Genomic DNA, 20,815 nt, shown 5'->3' with positions numbered 1-20,815 from the left:
GTGCAGGGCGCAGCCCTGCCAACAAACCCCGCCCTCAGTAACGAGGCCGGCCTTCTTCCAGCACCTGGCGCAGGAACGGCACGGTGATCCGCCGCTTCGCCGCCAGCGATTCGCGGTCCAGCCAGTCCAGCAGGGTGATCAATCCACCCAGCTCACGGCCGGTGTGCGACAGCAGCCATTCGATGGCCGCTTCGTCGATGGCCAGGCCGCGTCGCAGTGCACGCTCGCGCAGCACCGCAGCACGACCTTCCTCATCCAGCGGCTGCAGCAGCACGCGCACGCACTGGCCCAGGCGCGAACGCAGGTCCGGCAGCACCAGGCCCAGCTCGCCCGGCGCCTTCTGCGCCGTGTACAGCACGGTTACACCTGCAGCGCGCGCGCGGTTGTGGAAATCAAACAGCGCGATCTCGTCCTCGCGATTGCCGGCAACCTCGTCCAGCCCGTCCAGCGCCACCAGTTCGCGTGCGTCCAGCCCATCCAGCGCTGCACGAACGCGGCCGGCGGCGCTGGCCAGTGGCACGTACGTCGGCAAGCGCCCGGCCTGCTCGGCGCTGGAGCACATCGCCAGCGCCTGGTGGGTCTTGCCGGTTCCCGCCGCACCTTCCAGGTAGACCCAGTCGTGGCTGGCGCCAACCGCGATCGCGCGCAGCTGCGCCAGCGCGCCATCCGGCGCGCCGATGAAGGTCTCCAGGCGCTGGTCCCGCGGGTAATGCAGGGCCAGCGGCAGTTGCGGCACACCCATCACTTCAGGTCGGGGCCCTTGTCGTTCGGAACGATGATATGGGGGGCGTCCACTACGCCATCAAGCACGATCGCCGGCTTCTCGCCCACGTACAGCTCGCTCTGTCGGTAGCGCTGATGCGCATAGCGCAGCAGAACATTGGTCACCGCCGCCACCGGCAGCGCCAGCAGCATGCCGAGGAAGCCGAACAGCTGGCCGCCGGCCATCACCGCAAAGATCACTGCCACCGGGTGCAGGCCGATCTTGTCGCCGACGATACGCGGGGTCAGCACGTAGCTTTCCAGCAGCTGGCCCACGGTGAACACCACGCCCACCAGGATCAGCAGCTTCAGGTCGAAGCCCTGCGCCTGCACCAGTGCCGCGATCACCGCCATCAGCACGCCAGTGGTCGCGCCCAGGTACGGTATGAAGCTGATCAGGCCGGCAATCAGGCCGATCAGTAAGCCCAGCTTGAGGCCGACCAGCGTCAGGCCGCCGGCATAGATCACGCCCAATGCCAGCATCACCAGGAACTGTCCGCGGATGAACGCGCCCAGCACCTCGTTGGACTCGCGCGCCAACGCGCTGATGGTGCCGATCTGGTTGCGCGGAATGACCGACGCCACCCGCTCGACCAGCTTGTCCCAGTCGCGCAGGAAATAGAACGCCAGGATCGGCAGCAGCAGGATGTTGACCACCCAGGTCACCATCGCAAAGCCCGAACGCGAGACGTAGCCCATGAATGTGGTGGCGAAGCCGCCGGCCTGCTGCCAGTGGCTGCGCACCCATTCGATCAGGCGGTCCGGATCCAGCCACTGCATCACTTCCAGGCCGGTCTTCTGCTCGAACCAGGGGATCCCCTTCTCCATCAGCCACGCCTGTGCCTGCGGCGCGACCGCGATCAGGGTGGTGATCTGGCGCTCGATCATCGGCACCAGCACCAGCAGCAGCGCCACGATCACCAGCACCATCGCCGCGAACACCAGCACCACGCCGGTCATGCGCGAACGGCCGGTGGCCTCGATGCGGTCCACCAGCGGGTCGCCCAGCCACGCCAGCGCCAGCGCCAGCACGAACGGGGTCAGGATCGGTGCCAGCAGCCACACCACCCAGCCGACCAGGCCGGCGAACAGGATGTACTTCAGGCGGCGCAGGAACTGCGCGATTTCGGCTTCCGGGGTCAGGGTCATCGCAAACGGTACTCGTTGCTGACCGGCACGGCCACCGGGGCACCGGTGGTGTCATCGATCGGGGTCGGCAGGGCCGGCAGCGTCGCGCTGGGCACCAGCACGCCGTTGTCGCCCAGCATGCGGTTGAAGCCGGCCAGGCCGGTGGTCATCTCCAGGCTCAGCTCCAGCTGGCCGGCCGAGGCGTGCAGCGGGGTGACATTGCGCACCACCGGCACCTCGCGCAGCCCGGCGGCAAGGCGCAGGTAGTCGTCGGCACTGTTGATGCCGGTGACCACCACGCGGTAGGTCCCGGCCTGGCCGACGGCGGCACCCGCCTTGGCATAGCGCCTGACCAGCGCGTCGGCGGCGCCGTCGGCACCGGCGGCCATCGCGCGCATGGCGTTAGCGTCCTTGCTGGTCCACTTGTTCAGCTCACGGCCGTTGTCGACGAACACCCAGTCCGCCTGCCAGCCGCCGTTGGCGCGGTAGAGCTTGCCGATCAGCTGCATCGGCGGCGCGTAGCGCGACGAGGCGCGGGCCACGGCGGCACTGTCCTGGCGCCAGATGGCACCGGCCAGCGCCTGTTCGGCGGCACCGCCGCTGGGCAGGCCGAGCTTGTAACCCCGCTCGATGGCGCGGTTCAGCAGCGGGCGGGCGGCGTTGGCCTGCTGCACGCTGACCAGGCGCGGGCCACTGCCGTCGTCGACGGCCAACCACACCACCGGCTTCGGCCGCGGCTGCGGCCACAGCGGCAGACCCAGCGCCGAGACCAGCGAGTCAACGTCATCCTCGCGGAAGCGGGCCACCAGCAGGGTCCTGAAGCTCGGCGCGCCGCTGGCGCCCACGCTCTGGTCCTGCTTGTAGTCGTAGCTGGCCACGTAGTCCTTGGCGTTGCGCAGCGCCTGCACCACGCCGGGGCGGGACATCACGTTGCGGTCGCCCGACAGTTTGCCCAGCACCACGCTCAGGGCACGGGCCAGGGCGCCGTTGCGATCGGCTTCGGCCTGGCTGTTGACGGGCACTTCGGCCTCGTACGCACCCGAGGCGGTGGCAACATCTCCCTCGGTGCGCAGGCCGCTCTGGGCCATCGTGGCCACCGGCAGGCTCAGTGCAAGGAGCAGGGTCAGAATCAGGCTGCGGCGCATCAGGACATCCATTGGCTCGACGAATCCGGGGGAATTGTTGCCCGAATACGGCCTTTGCGCCAATGCGGCCTGTTAAAATCGCTCGTTCAACCCCTGCCAGCGCCGACGCCCGTGACCAACACCCCGTCTTCCGCCCCCTCCCCCCTCACCTACCGTGACGCGGGTGTCGACATCGACGCCGGCAACGCGCTGGTCGAGCGGATCAAGCCCCTGGTCAAGCGCAGCTTCCGCCCGGAAGTGATGGGCGGCCTGGGCGGCTTCGGCGCCCTGTTCGACCTGTCCAACAAATACCGCGAGCCGGTGCTGGTGTCGGGTACCGACGGCGTGGGCACCAAGCTGAAGCTGGCCCACCAGCTGAACCGCCACGATACGATCGGCATCGACCTGGTCGCGATGTGCGTGAACGACGTGCTGGTGCAGGGCGCTGAGCCGCTGTTCTTCCTGGACTACTTCGCCACCGGCAAGCTGGACATCGACACCGCCGCAGCGGTGGTGGGCGGCATCGCCAACGGCTGCACCGAGGCCGGCTGCGCGCTGATCGGCGGTGAAACCGCTGAAATGCCCGACATGTACGCCCCGGGCGAGTACGACCTGGCCGGCTTCACGGTCGCTGCGGTCGAGAAGAGCGAGCTGAAGGACGGCGCCAGCGTGGCCGCCGGCGACGTGCTGATCGGCATCGCCTCGTCCGGCCCGCATTCCAATGGCTACTCGCTGGTGCGCCGCATCTACGACCGCGCCGGCCGCCCGGCCGACCTGGAACTGGAAGGTGGCGTGAAGCTGGTCGATGCGCTGATGGCACCGACCCGCCTGTACGTGAAGCCGATCCTGTCGCTGCTGAAGTCGCACGGCGACGCCATCCACGGCATGGCCCACATCACCGGTGGCGGCCTGACCGAGAACATCATCCGCGTGGTGCCCGACGGCCTCGGCCTGGACATCCAGGCCTCGTCCTGGACCCTGCCGCCGGTATTCCAGTGGCTGCAGAAGGAAGGCGCGGTGGCCGACAGCGAGATGTGGCGCACTTTCAACTGCGGCATCGGCTTCGTGCTGATCGTCGCGCCGGACCAGGTGGCTGCGGTGTCCGAGGCGGTCAATGCGCAGGGCCTGGAGCACTGGACCATCGGCCAGGTGGTCACCGCCGAAGGCGCCGAGCGCGTCCGCATCGGCTGAACCCGACCCCGAGGAGCCCGCATGGACGCAACGCCCCCCCTGGCACCCGCCCCGGTACCGCCGCCGTTGGCGGCCGTGCCGGTCTTCAGCAGGCAGGACGCTGACCACCTGCGCGCGCTGTCCATCGCGCACTACGTGTTCGGCGGCCTGATCGCGCTGCTCTCGCTGTTTTTCATTCTGTACATCGTGCTCGGCATCAGTGCGCTGAGCGGCCATCTGCCGATGAACTCCGGGGGCCAGCCCTCGTCGCCGGCCGAACAGCGCCTGTTCGGCTGGGTGTTCACGGTGCTGGGGACCGTGTTCGTCGCCGGTGGCCTGGGCATGGCCGCATTCGTCATCCAGGCCGGACGCTGCCTGGCCCAGCGTCGTCGCCACCTGCTGTGCCTGATCGTGGCCGGCCTGCTCTGCCTGTGCGCGCCGCTGGGCACCGTTCTGGCGGTATTCACCCTGGTTACGCTGCTGCGCCCGCAGGTCAAGGCCGCCTTCGATGCAAGGGGTGCAACGACATGACGACACCCGGCGCACCACCGCCGCTGCCGCAGCAGACCCTGGCGCAGCTGCAGCTGGCCAGCCACCTGCAGACGCTGAAGGTGCTGTTCTACGCGCTGGCGGTTTTCCACTGGATGGCCGCGCTGGCGTTCCTCGGTTTCATCGGCCTGGTCGCCAGCTCACGCGGGCTGGCCGATGGCGCGGTACTGGCCACGGTGTACGGGGTCATTTCGCTGCTGGCTGCCGCGCTTGGCGTCGTGCAGCTGCACACCGCACGCCTGCTGTCGCGCCGCACCGGGCTGGCCTGGTGCCAGCGCGCGGCCTGGCTGGCGGTACTGGCTGGCCCGCTGGGCATGGCCCTGACCGCCTATGCCTGGGTGTTCCTGTCCAAGCCTGACATGGCCGCACTGTTCGACCGTGGCGACCATCTCAGCGTCTGAGCTTGCCGGCAGACGCCCCCCTCCCCTGATCGACTCCCCATGTCCGCGCCTGCCCTCTCCACGACCGCCTCGCCTGCCGCTTCCCGTTTCACGGGCCCCAAGAAGCTGGCCTTCGCCGCCGTGCTGGCGGTGTTCGCGATCAGCTGGATCCACCCGCTGTGGCCCACCGAGCAGGCCCTGCACAGCACCCTGACCGTGATCGGGCTGGCCGCACTGCTATGGGTCGACCGCCGGGGTGGCTGGCTGGGCAACGGTGCCTTCATCGCGATCTGCGGCTTCATTGCACTGCACTGCGTGGCTGCGCGCTGGCTGTACTCGAACGTGCCCTACGACGCATGGGCGCAGACGCTGACCGGCTGGTCGCCGAATGTGGCGTTTGGCTGGCAGCGTAATCATTTCGACCGGCTTATCCACTTCCTGTTCGGCGTCTGCTTCACGCCTGCGCTGCTGCAGCTGGCACGCCATGCCTGGCCGGCGCTGCGCCGCGGCCAGGCTTTCACCCTGGCGGTGATGGCAGTGATGTGCGCCAGCCTGGTCTACGAGTGGTTCGAGTGGGCCATCGCACTGGCCCTTTCGCCCGACGCCGCCGAGGCCTACAACGGGCAGCAGGGCGACATGTGGGACGCGCATGCCGACATGCTGCTGGCGACCGTGGGCAGCCTGCTGAGCTGGCCGTTGATCCGCCGGAGTGCCCGGCAATGACCACGCCCACCCGCATTGCCGTGCTCGCCTCCGGCCGCGGCAGCAACCTGCAGGCCATCCTTGATGCAATTGCCGACGGCCGCCTGCCCGCCGAGGTTGTCGGCGTGTTCTCCGACCGCCCAGCCGCCGCCGCGCTGCAACGGGTCGGTGCACGCCTGCGCTGGGCACATGCGCCGAAGGAATTCGACGACCGCGCCGCCTACGAGCAGGCCCTGGGCGATGCACTGGCCGCGGTCGCGCCGGACTGGATCGTCTGCGCCGGCTACATGCGCATTCTCGGCGCAGCCTTCGTGCAGCGCTTCAATGGCCGCCTGGTCAACATCCACCCCTCCCTGCTGCCACTGCACAAAGGGCTGGATACGCATGCGCGGGCGCTGCACGCCGGCGATGCCGAGCACGGGGCCAGCGTGCATCTGGTCGTTCCCGAACTGGATGCCGGCGCCGTGCTGGCCCAGGTACGGGTACCGGTGATGCCCGGCGATGACGCCGACAGCCTGGCCGCGCGCGTGCTGGAGGTGGAGCACCCTCTGCTGATCGCCACCCTCCAGCTGCTGTGCGCCGGCCGCCTGACTGAACGGGAGGGGCAGCCGCACCTGGACGGTCACCCCCTGTTTAGCCCACTGGCCCTAGATTCCGCCGGGAACCTGAACCGGTAACGCCCACGCACACGCCCCGCTGACTGCGGGGCTGGCATCCTGCCCCCCTCCTGCAGCTCCTGTCCTCCATGAAGACCACGACCCTGCTGTCCACTTCATTGCTGCTGTCGCTTGTCGTGCTTCCCGGCGTGGGTTGGGGCCAGATGCAAGCGCCTGCGGCCCCTGCGCAGCCGGCGCCTGCAGTCCAACCGCCTGCGGAACCGGCCGTGCCGATGCCGCCGGCGCTGGCCTGGGAGCCGCCGCCGCTGCAGCCGTTCACCGCGACCTACCAGGCCTTCTACAAAGGCAAGGAGGCCGGCGACGCCAGCATGCAGGTCACCCACACCGGCGGCAACCAGTGGCGGGTGGACATGCAGGTGGTCGGCCGCCGCGGCTTCGCCAGCGTGCTGGGCCTGAACATCGAGCAGAGCACGGTGTTCGAAGAGCGCAGCGGCGTCTATGCGCCGCTCAGCCAGAGCACGGTGCGCAAGGGCCTGTTCCTGGGCAAGAAAGCGGTCGGCACGTACAACTGGCAGGCCGGCACCGCGCAGTGGAGCGGCGACGTCAAGAAGGAACGTGCGCAACCGATCGCGCTGCAGCCGGGCGACCAGAGCGCGCTGCTGATCAATCTGGCGATCATGCGTGATGCCCGCCCGGGCGCCACCATGCACTATCGCTACGTGGACATGGGCAAGGTCCGCCAGCACGACTACCAGGCCGCGCCGCAGACCGAGAATGTCGAGGTCGGCGACCTGTCCTACAACGCGCTGCGGGTCTACCGGACCAACGGCGGCAACAACGAAACCATCCTCTGGATCGCCAACGGTGTCCCCACCCCGGTGCGCATCCTGCAACGCGAAGACGGCGAAGACCGCGTCGATCTGCGCCTGATCGAGTACCAAGGAGTCTGAGCATGAGCACCCTGACCCGCCCCCTCACCTGGATCGCTGCAGCCGCACTGTCGGTGGCCAGCCTGCCGGCCATGGCCCTGCAGCCATTCAAGGCCGATTACCTGGCCAGCTACATGGGCATGCAGGCCAATGGCAGCATGACGCTGAGCAGCGAGGGAGCCAACAAGTGGCGCTACACGCTGCAGGTGAAGAACCAGCTGGCCGACCTGAGCCAGAGCACCGTGTTCGAAGAGGTGCGTGGCCAGCTGCGCCCGCTCAGCAGCCAGGACCGTTCGGCACTGCTGGTGAAGAAGCGCAATGTGCAGGCCAACTACAACTGGACCAGCAACCAGGCCACCTGGACCGGCGACATCAAGCCGGACCGTGCGGGCCCCATCGCGTTGAAGACGGGCGACATGGACGCGCTGCTGATCAATCTGGCGATCGCCCGCGACCTGGCCGCCGGCAAGCCGCTGACCTATCGCATGGTCGACGAAGGCCGCATCAAGAACATGACCTACCGCGTGATCGGCAAGGAATCGATCACCGTGGGCGGCAAGAGCTACGAGGCCACCAAGGTCTCGCGTGCCGACGGCAACAAGGAGCTGATCGCCTGGATCGTGCCGGAATTCCCGGTGCCGGCGCGCATGCTGCAGCGTGAGAGCGGCCGCGATGCGCTGGACCTAACCATCAAGGCGATGAACTGACCGGCGAACCGGTAGTGCCGGCCGCTGGCCGGCATTTGTGTAGTGCTCCACGAGATTGACGGGATTGCCGGCCAGCGGCCGGCACTGCCAAAAGAAGACGCCCGCTTTCGCGGGCGTTGTTCTTACTTCTTTTCCTCGGCCGCGGCCGGCTTGAACTCGGTGCGGCAGTCCACGCGGATCTGTTCGCCGGTGCTGCGCCAGACGAAGGTACGGCAATGGCGGTTGCCGTCCTGGCTGTCGTTCACCGCGACCGCGTAGAACGATTCGATGATCTCGTCACGCGAGACCGTGCCGTCGCCATTCCAGTCCATGTCCTTCTGCTCGATGCCCTGGGTGATGGCGATGTTGGCGTACCAGGCATAGCCCAGCCACGCCAGCACGATCAGCACCAGAGCCAGCAGCGCCTTGCGGCGCGGGCTGAACTTGCCGCGCAGGATCATGGCACGCGCCGGATGGTGGCACCGAGCGAAGACAGCTTCTCTTCGATGTTCTCGTAGCCACGATCAAGGTGGTAGATGCGGTCGATGGTGGTCTCGCCGCTGGCCATCAGGCCGGCCAGGATCAGCGACGCCGACGCACGCAGGTCGGTGGCCATTACCGGTGCGCCACTCAGGTGCTCGCTGCCACGCACGATGGCGGTGTGGCCTTCAACCTGGATGTCCGCGCCCAGGCGCAGCAGTTCATTGACGTGCATGAAACGGTTCTCGAAGATCGTTTCGTTGATCACGCCCACGCCGTCGGCCACGCAGTTGAGTGCCATGAACTGCGCCTGCATGTCGGTCGGGAACGCCGGGTACGGCGCGGTGGTCAGGTTGACCGCCTTCGGCCGCTTGCCCTGCATGTCCAGGGTGATGGTGTCTTCGGTGGTCTCGATCTTCGCGCCGGCCTCGACCAGCTTGGACAGCACCGCGTCCATGGTGTTCGGGCGCGCACGGTTGACCGTAACCTTGCCGCCGGTCATCGCCGCAGCGACCAGGAAGGTACCGGTTTCGATGCGGTCGGGCAGCACTTCGTGGCGGCCGCCGGACAGGCGCTCGACGCCTTCGATGACCAGGCGGGCAGTGCCCAGGCCTTCGATCTTCGCGCCCAGCGCGATCAGGCAATGCGCCAGATCGGTCACTTCCGGTTCCATCGCGCAGTTGTCGAGGATGGTGGTACCTTCGGCCAGCACCGCGCCCATCAGCACGTTCTCGGTGCCGGTGACGCTGACCATGTCGAAGGTGAAATGGCCGCCCTTCAGGCGCTTGGCGCTGGCCTTGATGAAGCCGTTCTCGACCACGATCTCGGCACCCAGCGCCTGCAGGCCCTTGATGTGCTGGTCGACCGGACGCGAACCGATCGCGCAGCCGCCGGGCAGCGACACTTCGGCCGCGCCGAAGCGGGCCAGCAGCGGGCCCAGCACCAGGATCGAGGCGCGCATGGTCTTGACCAGCTCGTACGGCGCAACGTGCTGGTTGACCGAACGCGGGTCGACCACGATCGCACTGCCACGCGACAGCGTGCCCTGGTCGATGGTGACCTTGGCACCCAGCTCGCCCAGCAGCTTCACCGTGGTGACCACGTCGTGCAGGTGCGGCACGTTGGTGATCTCCACCGGCTCATCGGCCAGCAGGGTCGCGCAGAGGATGGGGAGGACGGCGTTCTTGGCGCCGGAGATGCTCACTTCACCGTGCAGCGCAGCGCCGCCGGTCACAACGATCTTGGCCATGTATTCGGGATCTTCTGCGGTTCAGCCGGCTTCGGCCGGGGTCACGGTTTTCAGTGCCAGCGCGTGGATCGCGCCGCCCATCAGGTCGCCCAGCGTGGCATAGACCATGCGGTGGCGGGCCAGCGGCATCTTGCCGGCGAAGGCCTCGCAGACCACGGTCGCTTCGAAATGCACGCCATCATCGCCCTGCACATCGGCGCGGGCGCCAGGCAGGCCGGTTTCGATCAGATTGCGGATGGTGTCGGCGTCCAACGGGCTTTCCTAATAAAATGTGCCTCCATTCTACTTCCGCTGCGTGGCATCCGCATGGCCGAATCCCTGTTGCCCCCCCGTTCCGTCGACCCTGCCGGCCTGGTCGCCAGTGGCCGCCGCGTGTTCGAGATCGAGCGGCAGGCGCTGGATGCCGTCGCCGACCGCCTTGGCGAGGCCTTCCAGCAGGCCTGCGAGGCGATCCTGGCCAGCCGCGGCCGGGTGGTCGCCACCGGCATGGGCAAGTCCGGCCACATTGCCCGCAAGATCGCCGCCACCCTGGCCTCCACCGGCACACCGGCGTTCTACGTGCATCCCGGCGAAGCCGGCCACGGCGACCTGGGCATGATCACCGAAGCCGACGTGGTGCTGGCCCTGTCCTATTCGGGCGAGTCCGATGAGGTGCTGATGCTGCTGCCGGTGCTCAAGCGCCAGGGCAACATGCTGATTTCCATGACCGGCCGCCCGCAGTCGAGCCTGGCCACCGCCGCCGACATCCACCTGGATGTAAGCGTGCCGGCCGAGGCCTGCCCGCTGGCGCTGGCGCCGACCTCCAGCACCACCGCCTCGCTGGCGATGGGCGATGCGCTGGCCGTAGCCCTGCTTGACGCACGCGGCTTCACCGCCGACGACTTCGCCCGCTCGCACCCGGCCGGCAGCCTCGGCCGTCGCCTGCTGCTGCACATCACCGATGTCATGCATACCGGCGAGGACCTGCCCAGCGTGAGCGCCGATGCCAGCCTCAGCGAGGCGCTGGTGGAAATGAGCCGCAAGCGGCTCGGCATGACCGCCGTGGTCGACGCCGATGGCGTGCTGATCGGCCTGTTCACCGACGGCGACCTGCGCCGGGCGCTGGACAGCGCGCTGGACGTGCGCACCGCGAAGATCGCCGATGTGATGACCCGCAACCCGCGCACCATCGGTGCCGACCAGCTGGCCGTAGAGGCCGCGCGGCAGATGGAGACCCAGAAAATCAACGGCCTGATCGTGGTCGATGGCCAGGGCCGTGCGGTCGGCGCCCTGAACATTCATGACCTGTTGCGGGCCCGGGTGGTTTAACCGACAGTCCGTAGACCCCATTCAGTCTGTAATGCCCCACACGCCCCCACCGAGCCTGATCGCCTGATGCCCTGGTCCCCGCTGCCCGCGTTCCCCGCCCACCTGCATGCCGCTGCGGCCCGCGTCCGCCTGGCCTGCTTCGACGTGGACGGTACCCTCACCGACGGTCGGCTGTACTACGACAAGGACGGCAACGAGAGCAAGGCGTACTTCGTGCAGGACGGTCTGGGCCTGAAACTGCTGCAGCAGCACGGCATCCATCCCGTGCTGATCACCGCGCGCAACAGCCAGTCCGCGCTCAAGCGCGGCGCCGACCTCGGCATCGACACCCAGATCGCCGTGGGCGACAAGCTGGCCAGCGTGCAGGCGCTGTGTGCGCAGCATGGCATCGGCCTGGAGCAGGTGGCCTTCATGGGCGACGACCTGCCGGACCTGGCGCCGCTGGGCGCGGTCGGCCTGGCGGTGGCGCCAGCCAACGCCCACCCGTGGATCGCCGAGCGCGTGCACTGGCAGACCCGCGCCGATGGCGGACGTGGCGCCGCCCGTGAACTGTGCGACATCCTGCTGGCCGCCCAAGGCCATGTGGACGCGGTCCTGGCGAGGTTCGGCGCATGAACCTGCCCACCCTGAACTGGCGCACCGTGCTCGGCATCGGCCTGCTGCTGGCGGCCCTGCTCAGCAGCTGGGCCGCCCTGCGCAACCGTGACAAGGGCCCGGCCACTGCCGGCCAGGACGCCGGCGTGGACTACATCCTGCACGACTTCCAGATCGTCGCACTGGATGAGCAGGGCAAGGAATCGACCACCCTGCGCGCACCGCGGCTGGAACGGCAGCGCGGCGACCAGACCATCAACATCGCCACCCCACTGTTCGAGATGCCGGACAAGGATGGCAAGCACTGGACCCTGCGCGCCGAGACCGGCTGGCTCAGCGCCAAGGGCGACGAGATGAAGCTGCGCGGCAATGTCGCTGGCGACAGTCCGGCCGATCCGGGCGTGGTGCCGACCACGTTCCGCACCGACCACCTGGACGTGTTCCCGAAGGAGAACCGTGCCCGCACCGATGCGCGGGTCACCATGACCCGTCCCGGCATGGAACAGTCCGGCGTGGGCTTCGAGGTGGATTCGAAGAACAACACGTATCATTTCCTCAGCCAGTCCAAGGGCCGATACACGCCCCGACGCTGATTCCGCCACCCTCCTGCGACGTCCCCGGACCGGCGCAAGGAAGGCGGCCCACCCACCCGCCGCCGGTTTCCCGGACGGCCCCACCGGTAGAACGGACCCCGATGAAGATTCCCTTTGCAGCCGTACTCGCGCTCGGTCTCCTTGTTCCCAGCGTTGGCTTTGCCAAGTCCACCGACCGCAACGAGAACATGACCATCGACTCGGGCGCTCAGTCGGGCGTGCTCACCGGCGATGGCAAGACCGTGCTCTCGCAGGGCGTAACCGTTACCCAGGGCACGCTGGACATCCGCGCGTCCGAAGCGGAGATCTACCTCAAGGACGGCGAGGCCGTGCGTGCGGTATTCACCGGCAAGCAGGCCACGATGAAGCAGCAGCTCGACGACGGCACCTGGATGGACGCGGTGGCTGATCGCATCGACTACGACATCAAGACCGAGATCATCACCCTGACCGGCAGCTACAAGGTCACCAGCGCGCGCGGCACCAATGCCGGCCAGCGCATGGTCTACAACACCCGCACCGGGGAGATGAACTCCGGTGGCGATGGCAGCCGCGTGCGCACTGTCATTCCGCCGAAGAACAAGAACGCGGCGGCACAGCCGGCCGCCGCACCCAAGGCGGCGGCTCCGGCCAGCACGCCGGCCAAGCCGGCGGGGAGCAAGAAGTAATGCTCGTCGCCAAGGGCCTGCGCAAGCGCTACAAGCAGCGCGAAGTCGTCAAGGACTTCGGGCTGACCCTCGACGCCGGTGAAGTGGTCGGCCTGCTCGGCCCCAACGGTGCCGGCAAGACCACCTGCTTCTACATGATCGTCGGCCTGGTCGCCGCCGATGCAGGCAGCATCGTGCTCGACGGCAAGGACATCACCAGCGACCCGATGTACACCCGTGCCAAGCAGGGCGTGGGCTACCTGCCGCAGGAGCCGTCGGTGTTCCGCAAGCTGACCGTGGCCGACAACCTCCGCCTGGTGCTTGAACTGCGCGAAGACCTGGATTCGGCCGGCCGCGAGCGCGAATTGAACAGCCTGCTCGACGAGCTGCAGCTGGGCCATGTCGCCGACCAGCTCGGTGCCAGCCTGTCCGGTGGCGAACGTCGTCGCTGCGAGATCGCCCGCGCACTGGCCGCGCAGCCGCGCCTGATCCTGCTCGACGAACCGTTTGCCGGTGTCGACCCGATCTCGGTGGGCGAAATCCAGCGCATCGTCACCCATCTCAAGCAGCGTGGCATCGGCGTGCTGATCACCGACCACAACGTGCGCGAGACCTTGGGAATCTGCGACCGCGCGTATATCCTCGCCGAGGGTACCGTGCTGGCCCAGGGCTCGCCGGAGGCGATCCTGGACAACGCTGACGTACGTCGCGTCTACCTTGGGGATTCCTTCAAGCTGTGACCGCAGGTGCTGGGTCCCTTTCCTTCCATTCGGCACAGGCATGAAGACTCGGCTGCAGACATCGTTGGGACAGCAGCTGGTGCTCACCCCCCAGCTGCAGCAGGCGATCAAGCTGCTGCAGATGTCCGCGACCGAGCTGGAGCTTGAAATTGCCCAGGCCGTGGAAAGCAATCCGCTGCTGGACTGGGCCGACAGCAACGACAGCAGTGCCGCCAATGAAGGCGGCGACAACACGGACGCCGACACGCCGGCCGAACGCACCGACAATGGCGACGACTGGGCACCGGCCGAGCTCGACTGGAGCGCTGCCGGCAGTGGCGGCAGCTTCGACGATGATGATGACGCCGGCAGCGCCGCCGAGCGCGTGGCCGAAACCGAGACGCTGGCCGACCACCTGCTGTGGCAGCTGCACCTGTCGCATCTTTCCATGCACGACCGCAGCATCGGCGCTGCGCTGATCGATGCGTTGGACGACGACGGTTACCTGCGCGAACCGCTGGCCACCATCGCCGAAACCCTGCTGCCGTCGGTTCATGCCGATGAGGATGAAATCCTTGCGGTGCTGCATCGCATCCAGCGCTTCGACCCGGTCGGCGTTGCCGCGCGCACGCTCGGCGAATGCCTGCAGCTGCAGCTGGATCTGTTGCCTGGCGACACCGCGGGCCTGGCGCTGGCGCGGCAGATTGCCGCAGGCCCGCTGGAACGACTGCCACGCAGTGGCGTCGCCGGTCTGGCCCATGAACTGAAACAGCCGCTGGACGAGGTCGAGACAGCGGTCGCCCTGCTGCGCTCGCTGGACCCGCGTCCGGGGACCCAGATCGCGCCGCTTTCGCAGGATACCTACGTGGTGCCCGACGTGGTGGTGTGGCGGCAGAACGGCATCTGGCGCGCGGCGCTGGCCGCCCATGCCGGGCCGAAGGTGGTGATCCACCGTGGCTACGAACAGCTGATCCGCCGCTGTGGCGAGGCCGACGCCGGCTACCTGCGTGGCCAGCTGCAGGAGGCGCGCTGGCTGCTGAAGGGCCTGCAGCAGCGCGGTGAAACCCTGCTGCGGGTGGTGCGCAGCCTGATCCTGCAGCAGGCCGGTTTCCTCGAGTTCGGCGAACAGGCGCTGCGTCCGCTGACCCTGCGCGAGATCGCCGCCGAACTGGGCCTGCACGAGTCGACGGTGTCGCGCGCGATCGCCCGCAAGCATGTGCGCACACCGCGCGGCACGTTGCCGCTGCGTGCCTTCTTCGCCTCGGGCATCGATACCGAAGGCGGTGGCGAGGCGTCCAGCACCGCCATCCAGGCGATGATCCGGCGCCTGATCGACGACGAAAACCCGCGCAAGCCGCTTTCTGACGCCAAGCTGGCTGACCTGCTCAAATCGTCGGGAATTCCAGTAGCGCGACGCACCGTGGCGAAGTATCGTGAAGCCATGAACATCTCCGCCTCGCACGAAAGGGTCAGAATCGCTTGACGCACCGCCGCGCCCGGCGGAGAGGTTCATTGGCACATCCGAACACAGGAGAAACCCGATGCGCATCGAAACGTTTGGCAAAGACGTCGAAGTCACCCCGGCCCTGCAGTCCTATGTGGAGGAGAAGCTGGCCCGGATCGGAAAACACTTCGACCAGCACTGCGAAGCGCGGGTGACCCTCAAGCTGCAGAAGACCGAACACCACGTCGACGCCAGCCTCAACATCCCGGGGCAGACCCTGCACGCCGAGGCCGGCGGCCAGACCATGTATGCCGCGATCGACCTGCTTGCGGACAAGCTTGACCGCCTGGTCATCAAGCACAAGGAGAAAAAACAGCAGCACGCACCGCTGCCGGTGGGTGACAATGGTGGCTGATCGCCACCGTTCCCCGCAGACATGCCCCTGACTGACCTCCTGGCGGCCGTGCAGACCCAGCTCTGCGCGGCCACCGACCGCGACAGCGTCCTGCAGGCCGCCGCCGGGTTGCTGGCCTGCCGCCAGGCCAATGCCGAACAGATCTATCTGAACCTGTGCCAGCGCGAAGCCCTGGGCAGCACCGCGATCGGCCACGGTATCGCCATCCCCCACGGCCGCGCGCCGACCCTGGACCGCCCCCGTGGCGCCCTGCTGCGTCTGGCGAGCCCGGTCGACTTCGGCGGCGATGAGCCGGTGGACCTGGTGTTCGCGATGGCCGTCCCCGCCCACTACACCCACCAGCACCTGATGCTGCTGTCCGAGCTGGCCGAGCTGTTTTCCGCGCCGGATATCCGCCAGGCCCTGCGTGAGGCCGGCGATGCCCGGGCCCTGCGCGAGGCGCTGGACATGACCCCACCTGCGAGCGCCGCATGAATACCAGCATCACCGCCCGTGAACTGTTCGAACAGCAGCGCGAGCGGCTGGGGCTGCGCTGGGCCGCAGGAAAATCCGGTGAGAAGCGCGAGCTGGAGGCCGGCAATACCGTCTCGCGGCGTCCCTCGCTGGCCGGCTACCTCAACGCCATCTATCCCAACAAGGTGCAGATCCTGGGCACCGAGGAACTGTCCTGGCTGGATGCGCTGGAACCGCGCCAGCGTTGGGAGACCATCGAAAAGATCATGCAGTCGCACCCGCTTGCACTGGTGCTGACCCGCAACCAGGCCTGCCCGGAAGACCTGCGCGCCGCCGCCGATGAATCCGGCACGCCGCTGTGGTTGTCGCCCAAGCGCGGCCACGAACTGCTCAACCACCTGTCCTACCACCTGGCGCGCACGCTCGCACCGAGGGTGATCCTGCACGGCGTGTTCATGGAGATCTATTCCATTGGCGTGCTGATCACCGGCGAGGCCGGGTCGGGCAAGAGCGAGCTGGCACTGGAGCTGCTCAGCCGTGGTCACCGCCTGGTCGCCGACGACGCCCCCGAGTTCACCCAGATCGCCCCGGATGTACTCGACGGCACCTGCCCCGAACTGCTGCAGGACCTGCTGGAAGTGCGCGGCCTGGGCGTGCTGAACGTGCGCGAGATGTTCGGCGACACGGCTGTAAAGAAGAACAAATACCTTCGGCTGATCGTCCACCTGACCAAGCCGATGACCGAACCCACCCCGCATGGCTACGAGCGTCTGACCGGCGACTCGGGCACCCGCCATGTGCTGGACCTGGACGTTCCGCTGATCACCCTGCCGGTGATGCCCGGCCGCAACCTGGCCGTGCTGACCGAAGCCGCCACCCGCCTGCACATCCTGCGCACCAAGGGCATTGACCCGGCGGCCATGTTCATCGCCCGCCACAGCAACCTGCTGGAACGGCGAACACCCTGATCCTCCTGCCCCTCGAAGAGCCTGTCCATGAGCACCGCAATCCCCACCGCCCCGACCCTGATCATCGTCAGCGGCCTGTCCGGCTCGGGTAAATCCGTCGCCCTGAAGACCTTCGAGGACCAGGACTACTACTGCTCGGACAACCTGCCGATCCACCTGCTGCCGGACTTCGTGCGCAGCCTGCTGGCCAACCACGACGGCAGCGCACCGCGCCGCCTGGCCGTAGGCATCGATGTCCGCGGCCAGGCCGACCTGAGCCAGCTGGGCGACTGGCGGCAGCTGGCCACCGACGCCGGCGTGGAAGTGAAGGTACTGTTCTTCGAGGCCAGCGACGAAACGGTGCTCAAGCGCTACGCCGACACCCGCCGTCGCCATCCGCTGAGCCAGCTGGGCCTGTCGCTGCCCGAAGCGATCGCCCGCGAGCGCGAGCTGACCGCACCGTTGCGCCGCGAGGCCGATGCGGTGATCGATACCAGTACCCTCAACGTGCACCAGCTGCGGCGGCGGATCATCACCGAGTTCGCGATGGACCATGCCACCGGCCTGTCGCTGCTGTTCGAATCATTCGCCTACAAGCGCGGCGTACCGGCCGAGGCGGACTTCGTGTTCGATGCGCGGGTGCTGCCCAATCCACACTGGGACCCGGACCTGCGCGCGCTGAGCGGCCGCGAGCCGGGCGTGCGCGACTATCTGGAAGCGCAGCCCGACGTGCAGCGTTACCTGGCCCAGCTGATGGATTTCCTGGATACCTGGCTGCCGAAACTGGGGGATGGCACCCGCAGCTACGTGACCGTGGCGTTCGGCTGCACCGGCGGCAAGCACCGCTCGGTGTTCCTGGCCGAGCGCATGGCCCGGCACGCCCGCGAGATGGGCTGGCAGGACGTGGCCACCTACCACCGCGAACAGGATTGAGGGTGGTCGGCCGGGCTGCGCCCGGCACCCGTTGGTAGTGCCGGCCGCTGGCCGGCAACAGCAACAGCAACAGCAAAAGCGGCATTCCGTGGGATGGCGGGGCGGTGTGGGTAGGCAGGACACGCCGTGAACCCCGCTCCGCGGTCCGGCCCAGCCGCTGGCGGCTGGGCGTTCGGGCGCTTGCGAAGCAGTGCTTCGCAAGCAAAGCGCCCTCACCCCTGGGGGCTCGATGGCGCCATCCATGGCGCCAACGGTCCTGCCTACCCACACCGCCCCGCCTCTGACAGATTCCGTGCGCTGTTGGTAGGTGTCGACCTTGGTCGACACGGTAGATCCATGCCATGCGTGGATGAATCGCTGCCAGGCATCGAAAAACGCATGGGGTCGGATCCCTTTTTCAATGAAAAAGGGCCCCGACCCGAGCAACACTGAATACGGGACACAGTACCCCTCATCTGCTGCTATCGCCGATTCACCTTGACCTGTTAACGTGCAGTAATGACCTGTGGCATTCTCCTCGTAACACATCCCGGGGTCGGGACCGCCCTGCTTGACGTGGCGACCCGGCTCCTGCGGCAGTTGCCGCTGAAAACCGAAGCTTTCGAAGTACCGTTCGACGCAGACCTGGACGCCCTGCTCCCGCTCGCCTCGGCCGCTTTGCGGCGGGTCGATGGAGGTGACGGCGTGCTGATCCTGACCGACCTGTACGGCGCCAGCCCCGCCAACCTTGCCGGGCAGCTGGCCCGGCTGGGGACCCCGGTTCGCCGGGTATCGGCGCTGAGCCTGCCGATGTTGCTGCGGGTGATGAATTATCCGGAACAGGGACTGGATCAACTGCCCGCCACAGCCGCGGCGGGTACCCGTAATGGAGCGATAGTCGACGATGCTTGAACGAGAACTCACCGTCAGCAACCGCCTGGGCCTGCATGCCCGGGCCACCGCCAAGCTGGTGCAGACCCTGGCACCGTTCCGCTGCAACGTGACCATGGCCGCCAAGGGCCGTGAGATCAACGCCAAGAGCATCATGGGCGTGATGCTGCTGGCCGCCGGCCAGGGCACCCCGGTCACCGTGCGCATCAACGGCGAGGACGAAGCCGCCGCGATGGAAGCGGTGGTCGGCCTGTTCGAACGCCGCTTCGACGAGGACAGCTGAGCGTGCCGCGCGCACGCGCCAGCCAGGTCCCTTCCGGCCAACGGCCGGTACAGCTGCTGGCCGGCCACGGCGCCGCGCGCGGAATGGCGATGGGCCGGGCACGCGTGCGGCTGCCGCATGCGCTGGAGGTGGCCGAGCAGCGCGTGGCCGCCCACCAGGTCGAGGCCGAACTGGCGCGCCTGCACCGGGCGCTGGATGCCGCGCGTACGGAAATGCACGAGCTGCGCCAGCGCCTGCATGGCGCCCTGAACCAGGAAGTGGGCGAGTTCCTCGACCTGCACGCGCTGCTGCTGGACGACCCCGAGCTGCTGCACGGCCTGGACGAGCTGATCCGCAGCGGCCCGTACAGCGCCGGCTATGCCTTGCGCCTGCAGCGCGACCGCCTGGCCAAGGTCTTCGATGGCATGGACGATGCCTATCTGAAGAGCCGCATGGACGATCTCGACCATGTGATCGGGCGCATCCACGCCTTCCTGCAACCCGAACGGCCGTCGGCGGTGAAAGGCCTGGCCGGCGAGATCCTGGTCTGCGACAACATCGCGCCCTCCGAGCTGGCGCAGCTGCAGGCACAGGGCGTGGTCGGCATCGTCACGGCCGCCGGCAGCGCGCTGTCGCACAGCGCGATCCTGGCGCGCAGCCTGCACCTGCCCCTGATCGTCAACGTGCCGCAGCTGCTCAGCCGCATCGCCGATGGCGATGTGCTGATCATCGATGGCGCCGACGGCAGCATCACCGTCAACCCGCAGGCCGACAACCTGCGGGACTACCGCGTCCGGCTGAAGGAGCACGCGCGCGAGCAGCGCGAGCTCGGCCGCCTGCGCAGCAAGCCCAGTCGTACTCGCGACCAGGTCGACATTGCCCTGCTGGCCAATGCCGAATCACTGGAAGACGTGACCCAGGCACATGCACTGGGCGCGCAGGGGCTCGGCCTGTACCGCACCGAATTCCTGTTCCTGCAGCGCAATGAGCTGCCGGACGAAGAAGAGCAGTTCCAGACCTACCGCGATGCCGCGCTGGGCATGAGCGGGCGGCCGGTCACCATACGCACGCTGGACCTGGGCGCGGACAAGGCCGACCGTACCGGCCTGACCCTGAGCAACGAAGAGAACCCTGCACTCGGCCTGCGCGGAGTGCGCCTGTCGCTGGCACGGCCGAAGGTGGCCGACACCCAGCTGCGCGCGATCCTGCGCGCGTCTGCGTACGGCAAGCTGCGCGTGCTGGTGCCAATGGTCAGCACCCGCGAGGAGCTGCTGGCCGTGCGCCGGCGCATGCTCAAACTGACCGAACAGCTGCGCGGCGAAGGCCACATGGTGTCCGACCATGTACCGCTGGGCGCGATGATCGAAGTCCCCGCCGCTGCGCTGGCGCTGGAGAGCTTCATCGACCTGGTCGATTTCCTGTCGATCGGCACCAACGATCTGGTGCAGTACCTGCTGGCTGCCGACCGCAACAACGAGGCGCTGGGCGAGTTGTATTCACCGCTGCACCCGGCCGTGCTGCGGCTGCTGCAGATGGTGATCGAGACCGGCGCGCGTCACCGCGTCCCGGTGGCGGTCTGCGGCGAGATGGCCGGTGATGCCCGGATGACCCCGCTGCTGCTGGCGCTGGGCCTGAGCGAGTTCAGCCTGCACCCCGGTACGTTGCTGGAGGTACGCCGCGCGATACGCGACGCTGACCTGGGCGCACTGCGCGCCCGTGCACCGAAACTACTGGCCGCGCGCGACCGCCGCGCCATCGAACGCTGGCTGGCGCTGGTGGCGGAAACGGCCTGAGCGCCAAGGGTGGTGCCATCCGGCGGCTATGCGCTGAAACATCGCCTTGCGATAATGACGC

At 67.9% G+C, this 20,815-nt stretch carries 26 protein-coding genes; 20 read left to right on the top strand and 6 right to left on the bottom strand.

What is annotated here, in order from left to right; translation table 11 throughout:
• Positions 1–34 precede the first annotated feature (34 nt).
• The 3 genes from hda to ACSDHM_RS03515 are packed head-to-tail and all read right to left on the bottom strand — an operon-like array spanning position 35 to position 3,047.
• Entirely contained in the window at positions 35–742 is a 708-nt protein-coding gene (hda, locus tag ACSDHM_RS03525) for a DnaA regulatory inactivator Hda (RefSeq protein WP_053500213.1), read from the bottom strand.
• Positions 742–1,911 carry an AI-2E family transporter gene (locus tag ACSDHM_RS03520; protein WP_088497774.1) on the bottom strand — a complete coding sequence of 390 codons (1,170 nt, stop codon included), beginning with the start codon at positions 1,909–1,911 and terminating at the stop codon, positions 742–744. Before ACSDHM_RS03520 ends, hda begins: the two co-directional genes overlap by 1 nt.
• Complete coding sequence (locus ACSDHM_RS03515; RefSeq protein ID WP_072168183.1) at positions 1,908–3,047, bottom strand: DUF2066 domain-containing protein; 1,140 nt, start codon at positions 3,045–3,047, stop codon at positions 1,908–1,910. The genes ACSDHM_RS03520 and ACSDHM_RS03515 overlap by 4 nt, the downstream gene beginning before the upstream one ends.
• 99 nt (positions 3,048–3,146) lie before the next feature.
• On the opposite strand from ACSDHM_RS03515, the gene purM reads away from it, so the two are divergent.
• The 7 genes from purM to ACSDHM_RS03480 all read left to right on the top strand — a co-directional run bounded on the left by purM (position 3,147) and on the right by ACSDHM_RS03480 (position 8,068).
• Complete coding sequence (purM, locus tag ACSDHM_RS03510) at positions 3,147–4,205, top strand: phosphoribosylformylglycinamidine cyclo-ligase (RefSeq protein ID WP_088497775.1); 1,059 nt, start codon at positions 3,147–3,149, stop codon at positions 4,203–4,205.
• A 21-nt stretch (positions 4,206–4,226) separates the two neighbouring features.
• Complete coding sequence (locus ACSDHM_RS03505; RefSeq protein ID WP_439426659.1) at positions 4,227–4,715, top strand: hypothetical protein; 489 nt, start codon at positions 4,227–4,229, stop codon at positions 4,713–4,715.
• Positions 4,712–5,134 carry a hypothetical protein gene (locus ACSDHM_RS03500; protein WP_005415569.1) on the top strand — a complete coding sequence of 141 codons (423 nt, stop codon included), beginning with the start codon at positions 4,712–4,714 and terminating at the stop codon, positions 5,132–5,134. The genes ACSDHM_RS03505 and ACSDHM_RS03500 overlap by 4 nt, the downstream gene beginning before the upstream one ends.
• 39 nt (positions 5,135–5,173) lie before the next feature.
• Positions 5,174–5,836 (top strand): DUF2238 domain-containing protein, encoded by a 663-nt coding sequence (locus tag ACSDHM_RS03495; RefSeq protein WP_072168185.1) that lies wholly within the window; start codon positions 5,174–5,176, stop codon positions 5,834–5,836.
• The gene (gene purN / locus ACSDHM_RS03490; RefSeq protein ID WP_439426658.1) at positions 5,833–6,492 is read left to right on the top strand and encodes a phosphoribosylglycinamide formyltransferase; all 660 of its coding nucleotides are present in this window, start codon (positions 5,833–5,835) and stop codon (positions 6,490–6,492) included. Before ACSDHM_RS03495 ends, purN begins: the two co-directional genes overlap by 4 nt.
• 68 nt (positions 6,493–6,560) lie before the next feature.
• The gene (locus tag ACSDHM_RS03485) at positions 6,561–7,382 is read left to right on the top strand and encodes a DUF3108 domain-containing protein (RefSeq protein WP_151354958.1); all 822 of its coding nucleotides are present in this window, start codon (positions 6,561–6,563) and stop codon (positions 7,380–7,382) included.
• A 2-nt stretch (positions 7,383–7,384) separates the two neighbouring features.
• A complete protein-coding gene (locus ACSDHM_RS03480; protein ID WP_005415565.1) occupies positions 7,385–8,068 on the top strand; it encodes a DUF3108 domain-containing protein in 684 nt (227 codons plus the stop codon).
• 122 nt (positions 8,069–8,190) lie between these two features.
• Here ACSDHM_RS03480 and ACSDHM_RS03475 read toward each other — a convergent pair whose 3' ends face one another.
• The 3 genes from ACSDHM_RS03475 to ACSDHM_RS03465 are packed head-to-tail and all read right to left on the bottom strand — an operon-like array spanning position 8,191 to position 10,028.
• Positions 8,191–8,508 carry a hypothetical protein gene (locus ACSDHM_RS03475; protein WP_032957609.1) on the bottom strand — a complete coding sequence of 106 codons (318 nt, stop codon included), beginning with the start codon at positions 8,506–8,508 and terminating at the stop codon, positions 8,191–8,193.
• Complete coding sequence (gene murA / locus ACSDHM_RS03470; RefSeq protein WP_088497780.1) at positions 8,505–9,776, bottom strand: UDP-N-acetylglucosamine 1-carboxyvinyltransferase; 1,272 nt, start codon at positions 9,774–9,776, stop codon at positions 8,505–8,507. The genes ACSDHM_RS03475 and murA overlap by 4 nt, the downstream gene beginning before the upstream one ends.
• Positions 9,777–9,797: 21 nt before the next feature.
• Positions 9,798–10,028: a BolA family protein gene (locus ACSDHM_RS03465; RefSeq protein WP_005408396.1), complete on the bottom strand. Its 231-nt coding sequence runs from the start codon at positions 10,026–10,028 to the stop codon at positions 9,798–9,800.
• Between the two features lie 54 nt (positions 10,029–10,082).
• On the opposite strand from ACSDHM_RS03465, the gene ACSDHM_RS03460 reads away from it, so the two are divergent.
• From ACSDHM_RS03460 to ptsP, 13 genes are all read left to right on the top strand, one after another.
• A complete protein-coding gene (locus ACSDHM_RS03460) occupies positions 10,083–11,084 on the top strand; it encodes a KpsF/GutQ family sugar-phosphate isomerase (RefSeq protein ID WP_227836596.1) in 1,002 nt (333 codons plus the stop codon).
• A 66-nt stretch (positions 11,085–11,150) separates the two neighbouring features.
• Positions 11,151–11,699 carry a KdsC family phosphatase gene (locus ACSDHM_RS03455; protein WP_049415164.1) on the top strand — a complete coding sequence of 183 codons (549 nt, stop codon included), beginning with the start codon at positions 11,151–11,153 and terminating at the stop codon, positions 11,697–11,699.
• Positions 11,696–12,271 carry an LPS export ABC transporter periplasmic protein LptC gene (lptC, locus tag ACSDHM_RS03450; RefSeq protein ID WP_005415560.1) on the top strand — a complete coding sequence of 192 codons (576 nt, stop codon included), beginning with the start codon at positions 11,696–11,698 and terminating at the stop codon, positions 12,269–12,271. The genes ACSDHM_RS03455 and lptC overlap by 4 nt, the downstream gene beginning before the upstream one ends.
• A 101-nt stretch (positions 12,272–12,372) precedes the next feature.
• Positions 12,373–12,939: a lipopolysaccharide transport periplasmic protein LptA gene (lptA, locus tag ACSDHM_RS03445; protein ID WP_088497781.1), complete on the top strand. Its 567-nt coding sequence runs from the start codon at positions 12,373–12,375 to the stop codon at positions 12,937–12,939.
• Positions 12,939–13,658 carry an LPS export ABC transporter ATP-binding protein gene (gene lptB, locus ACSDHM_RS03440; protein ID WP_005415558.1) on the top strand — a complete coding sequence of 240 codons (720 nt, stop codon included), beginning with the start codon at positions 12,939–12,941 and terminating at the stop codon, positions 13,656–13,658. The genes lptA and lptB overlap by 1 nt, the downstream gene beginning before the upstream one ends.
• Positions 13,659–13,698: 40 nt before the next feature.
• Entirely contained in the window at positions 13,699–15,120 is a 1,422-nt protein-coding gene (locus tag ACSDHM_RS03435) for an RNA polymerase factor sigma-54 (protein ID WP_439426657.1), read from the top strand.
• A gap of 58 nt (positions 15,121–15,178) precedes the next feature.
• Positions 15,179–15,496, top strand: coding sequence for a ribosome hibernation-promoting factor, HPF/YfiA family (gene hpf, locus ACSDHM_RS03430; protein WP_005415556.1), 318 nt, complete (start codon positions 15,179–15,181; stop codon positions 15,494–15,496).
• A 21-nt stretch (positions 15,497–15,517) separates the two neighbouring features.
• On the top strand, positions 15,518–15,970 hold the full coding sequence (locus ACSDHM_RS03425; RefSeq protein ID WP_072168192.1) for a PTS sugar transporter subunit IIA: 453 nt from the start codon (positions 15,518–15,520) through the stop codon (positions 15,968–15,970).
• Positions 15,967–16,917: an HPr(Ser) kinase/phosphatase gene (gene hprK, locus ACSDHM_RS03420; protein ID WP_005408388.1), complete on the top strand. Its 951-nt coding sequence runs from the start codon at positions 15,967–15,969 to the stop codon at positions 16,915–16,917. The genes ACSDHM_RS03425 and hprK overlap by 4 nt, the downstream gene beginning before the upstream one ends.
• Before the next feature lie 27 nt (positions 16,918–16,944).
• Positions 16,945–17,829 (top strand): RNase adapter RapZ, encoded by an 885-nt coding sequence (gene rapZ, locus ACSDHM_RS03415; RefSeq protein ID WP_005415554.1) that lies wholly within the window; start codon positions 16,945–16,947, stop codon positions 17,827–17,829.
• Positions 17,830–18,327: 498 nt separating this feature from the next.
• Positions 18,328–18,720, top strand: coding sequence for a PTS sugar transporter subunit IIA (locus tag ACSDHM_RS03410; protein WP_005408386.1), 393 nt, complete (start codon positions 18,328–18,330; stop codon positions 18,718–18,720).
• Positions 18,713–18,982 carry an HPr family phosphocarrier protein gene (locus ACSDHM_RS03405; RefSeq protein ID WP_005408385.1) on the top strand — a complete coding sequence of 90 codons (270 nt, stop codon included), beginning with the start codon at positions 18,713–18,715 and terminating at the stop codon, positions 18,980–18,982. Before ACSDHM_RS03410 ends, ACSDHM_RS03405 begins: the two co-directional genes overlap by 8 nt.
• A gap of 2 nt (positions 18,983–18,984) precedes the next feature.
• Positions 18,985–20,754, top strand: coding sequence for a phosphoenolpyruvate--protein phosphotransferase (gene ptsP, locus ACSDHM_RS03400; RefSeq protein ID WP_439426656.1), 1,770 nt, complete (start codon positions 18,985–18,987; stop codon positions 20,752–20,754).
• The last annotated feature ends 61 nt before the right edge of the window (positions 20,755–20,815 follow it).

The organism is Stenotrophomonas sp. T8, assembly GCF_051853085.1.
GTDB classification, from domain to species: Bacteria; Pseudomonadota; Gammaproteobacteria; order Xanthomonadales; family Xanthomonadaceae; genus Stenotrophomonas; species Stenotrophomonas sepilia.
The sequence above is the reverse complement of the archived record's forward strand: the minus strand, read 5'-3'. Positions and strand labels throughout refer to the sequence as shown.

Bases quoted from the DNA above. Each gene is read 5' to 3' on its own strand.
- hda (WP_053500213.1), bottom strand. From the start codon at position 742: ATGGGTGTGCCGCAACTGCCGCTGGCCCTGCATTACCCGCGGGACCAG.
- ACSDHM_RS03520 (WP_088497774.1), bottom strand. From the start codon at position 1,911: ATGACCCTGACCCCGGAAGCCGAAATCGCGCAGTTCCTGCGCCGCCTG.
- ACSDHM_RS03515 (WP_072168183.1), bottom strand. From the start codon at position 3,047: ATGGATGTCCTGATGCGCCGCAGCCTGATTCTGACCCTGCTCCTTGCA.
- ACSDHM_RS03505 (WP_439426659.1), top strand. From the start codon at position 4,227: ATGGACGCAACGCCCCCCCTGGCACCCGCCCCGGTACCGCCGCCGTTG.
- ACSDHM_RS03500 (WP_005415569.1), top strand. From the start codon at position 4,712: ATGACGACACCCGGCGCACCACCGCCGCTGCCGCAGCAGACCCTGGCG.
- ACSDHM_RS03495 (WP_072168185.1), top strand. From the start codon at position 5,174: ATGTCCGCGCCTGCCCTCTCCACGACCGCCTCGCCTGCCGCTTCCCGT.
- purN (WP_439426658.1), top strand. From the start codon at position 5,833: ATGACCACGCCCACCCGCATTGCCGTGCTCGCCTCCGGCCGCGGCAGC.
- ACSDHM_RS03485 (WP_151354958.1), top strand. From the start codon at position 6,561: ATGAAGACCACGACCCTGCTGTCCACTTCATTGCTGCTGTCGCTTGTC.
- ACSDHM_RS03480 (WP_005415565.1), top strand. From the start codon at position 7,385: ATGAGCACCCTGACCCGCCCCCTCACCTGGATCGCTGCAGCCGCACTG.
- ACSDHM_RS03475 (WP_032957609.1), bottom strand. From the start codon at position 8,508: ATGATCCTGCGCGGCAAGTTCAGCCCGCGCCGCAAGGCGCTGCTGGCT.
- murA (WP_088497780.1), bottom strand. From the start codon at position 9,776: ATGGCCAAGATCGTTGTGACCGGCGGCGCTGCGCTGCACGGTGAAGTG.
- ACSDHM_RS03460 (WP_227836596.1), top strand. From the start codon at position 10,083: ATGGCCGAATCCCTGTTGCCCCCCCGTTCCGTCGACCCTGCCGGCCTG.
- ACSDHM_RS03455 (WP_049415164.1), top strand. From the start codon at position 11,151: ATGCCCTGGTCCCCGCTGCCCGCGTTCCCCGCCCACCTGCATGCCGCT.
- lptC (WP_005415560.1), top strand. From the start codon at position 11,696: ATGAACCTGCCCACCCTGAACTGGCGCACCGTGCTCGGCATCGGCCTG.
- lptA (WP_088497781.1), top strand. From the start codon at position 12,373: ATGAAGATTCCCTTTGCAGCCGTACTCGCGCTCGGTCTCCTTGTTCCC.
- lptB (WP_005415558.1), top strand. From the start codon at position 12,939: ATGCTCGTCGCCAAGGGCCTGCGCAAGCGCTACAAGCAGCGCGAAGTC.
- ACSDHM_RS03435 (WP_439426657.1), top strand. From the start codon at position 13,699: ATGAAGACTCGGCTGCAGACATCGTTGGGACAGCAGCTGGTGCTCACC.
- hpf (WP_005415556.1), top strand. From the start codon at position 15,179: ATGCGCATCGAAACGTTTGGCAAAGACGTCGAAGTCACCCCGGCCCTG.
- ACSDHM_RS03425 (WP_072168192.1), top strand. From the start codon at position 15,518: ATGCCCCTGACTGACCTCCTGGCGGCCGTGCAGACCCAGCTCTGCGCG.
- hprK (WP_005408388.1), top strand. From the start codon at position 15,967: ATGAATACCAGCATCACCGCCCGTGAACTGTTCGAACAGCAGCGCGAG.
- rapZ (WP_005415554.1), top strand. From the start codon at position 16,945: ATGAGCACCGCAATCCCCACCGCCCCGACCCTGATCATCGTCAGCGGC.
- ACSDHM_RS03410 (WP_005408386.1), top strand. From the start codon at position 18,328: ATGACCTGTGGCATTCTCCTCGTAACACATCCCGGGGTCGGGACCGCC.
- ACSDHM_RS03405 (WP_005408385.1), top strand. From the start codon at position 18,713: ATGCTTGAACGAGAACTCACCGTCAGCAACCGCCTGGGCCTGCATGCC.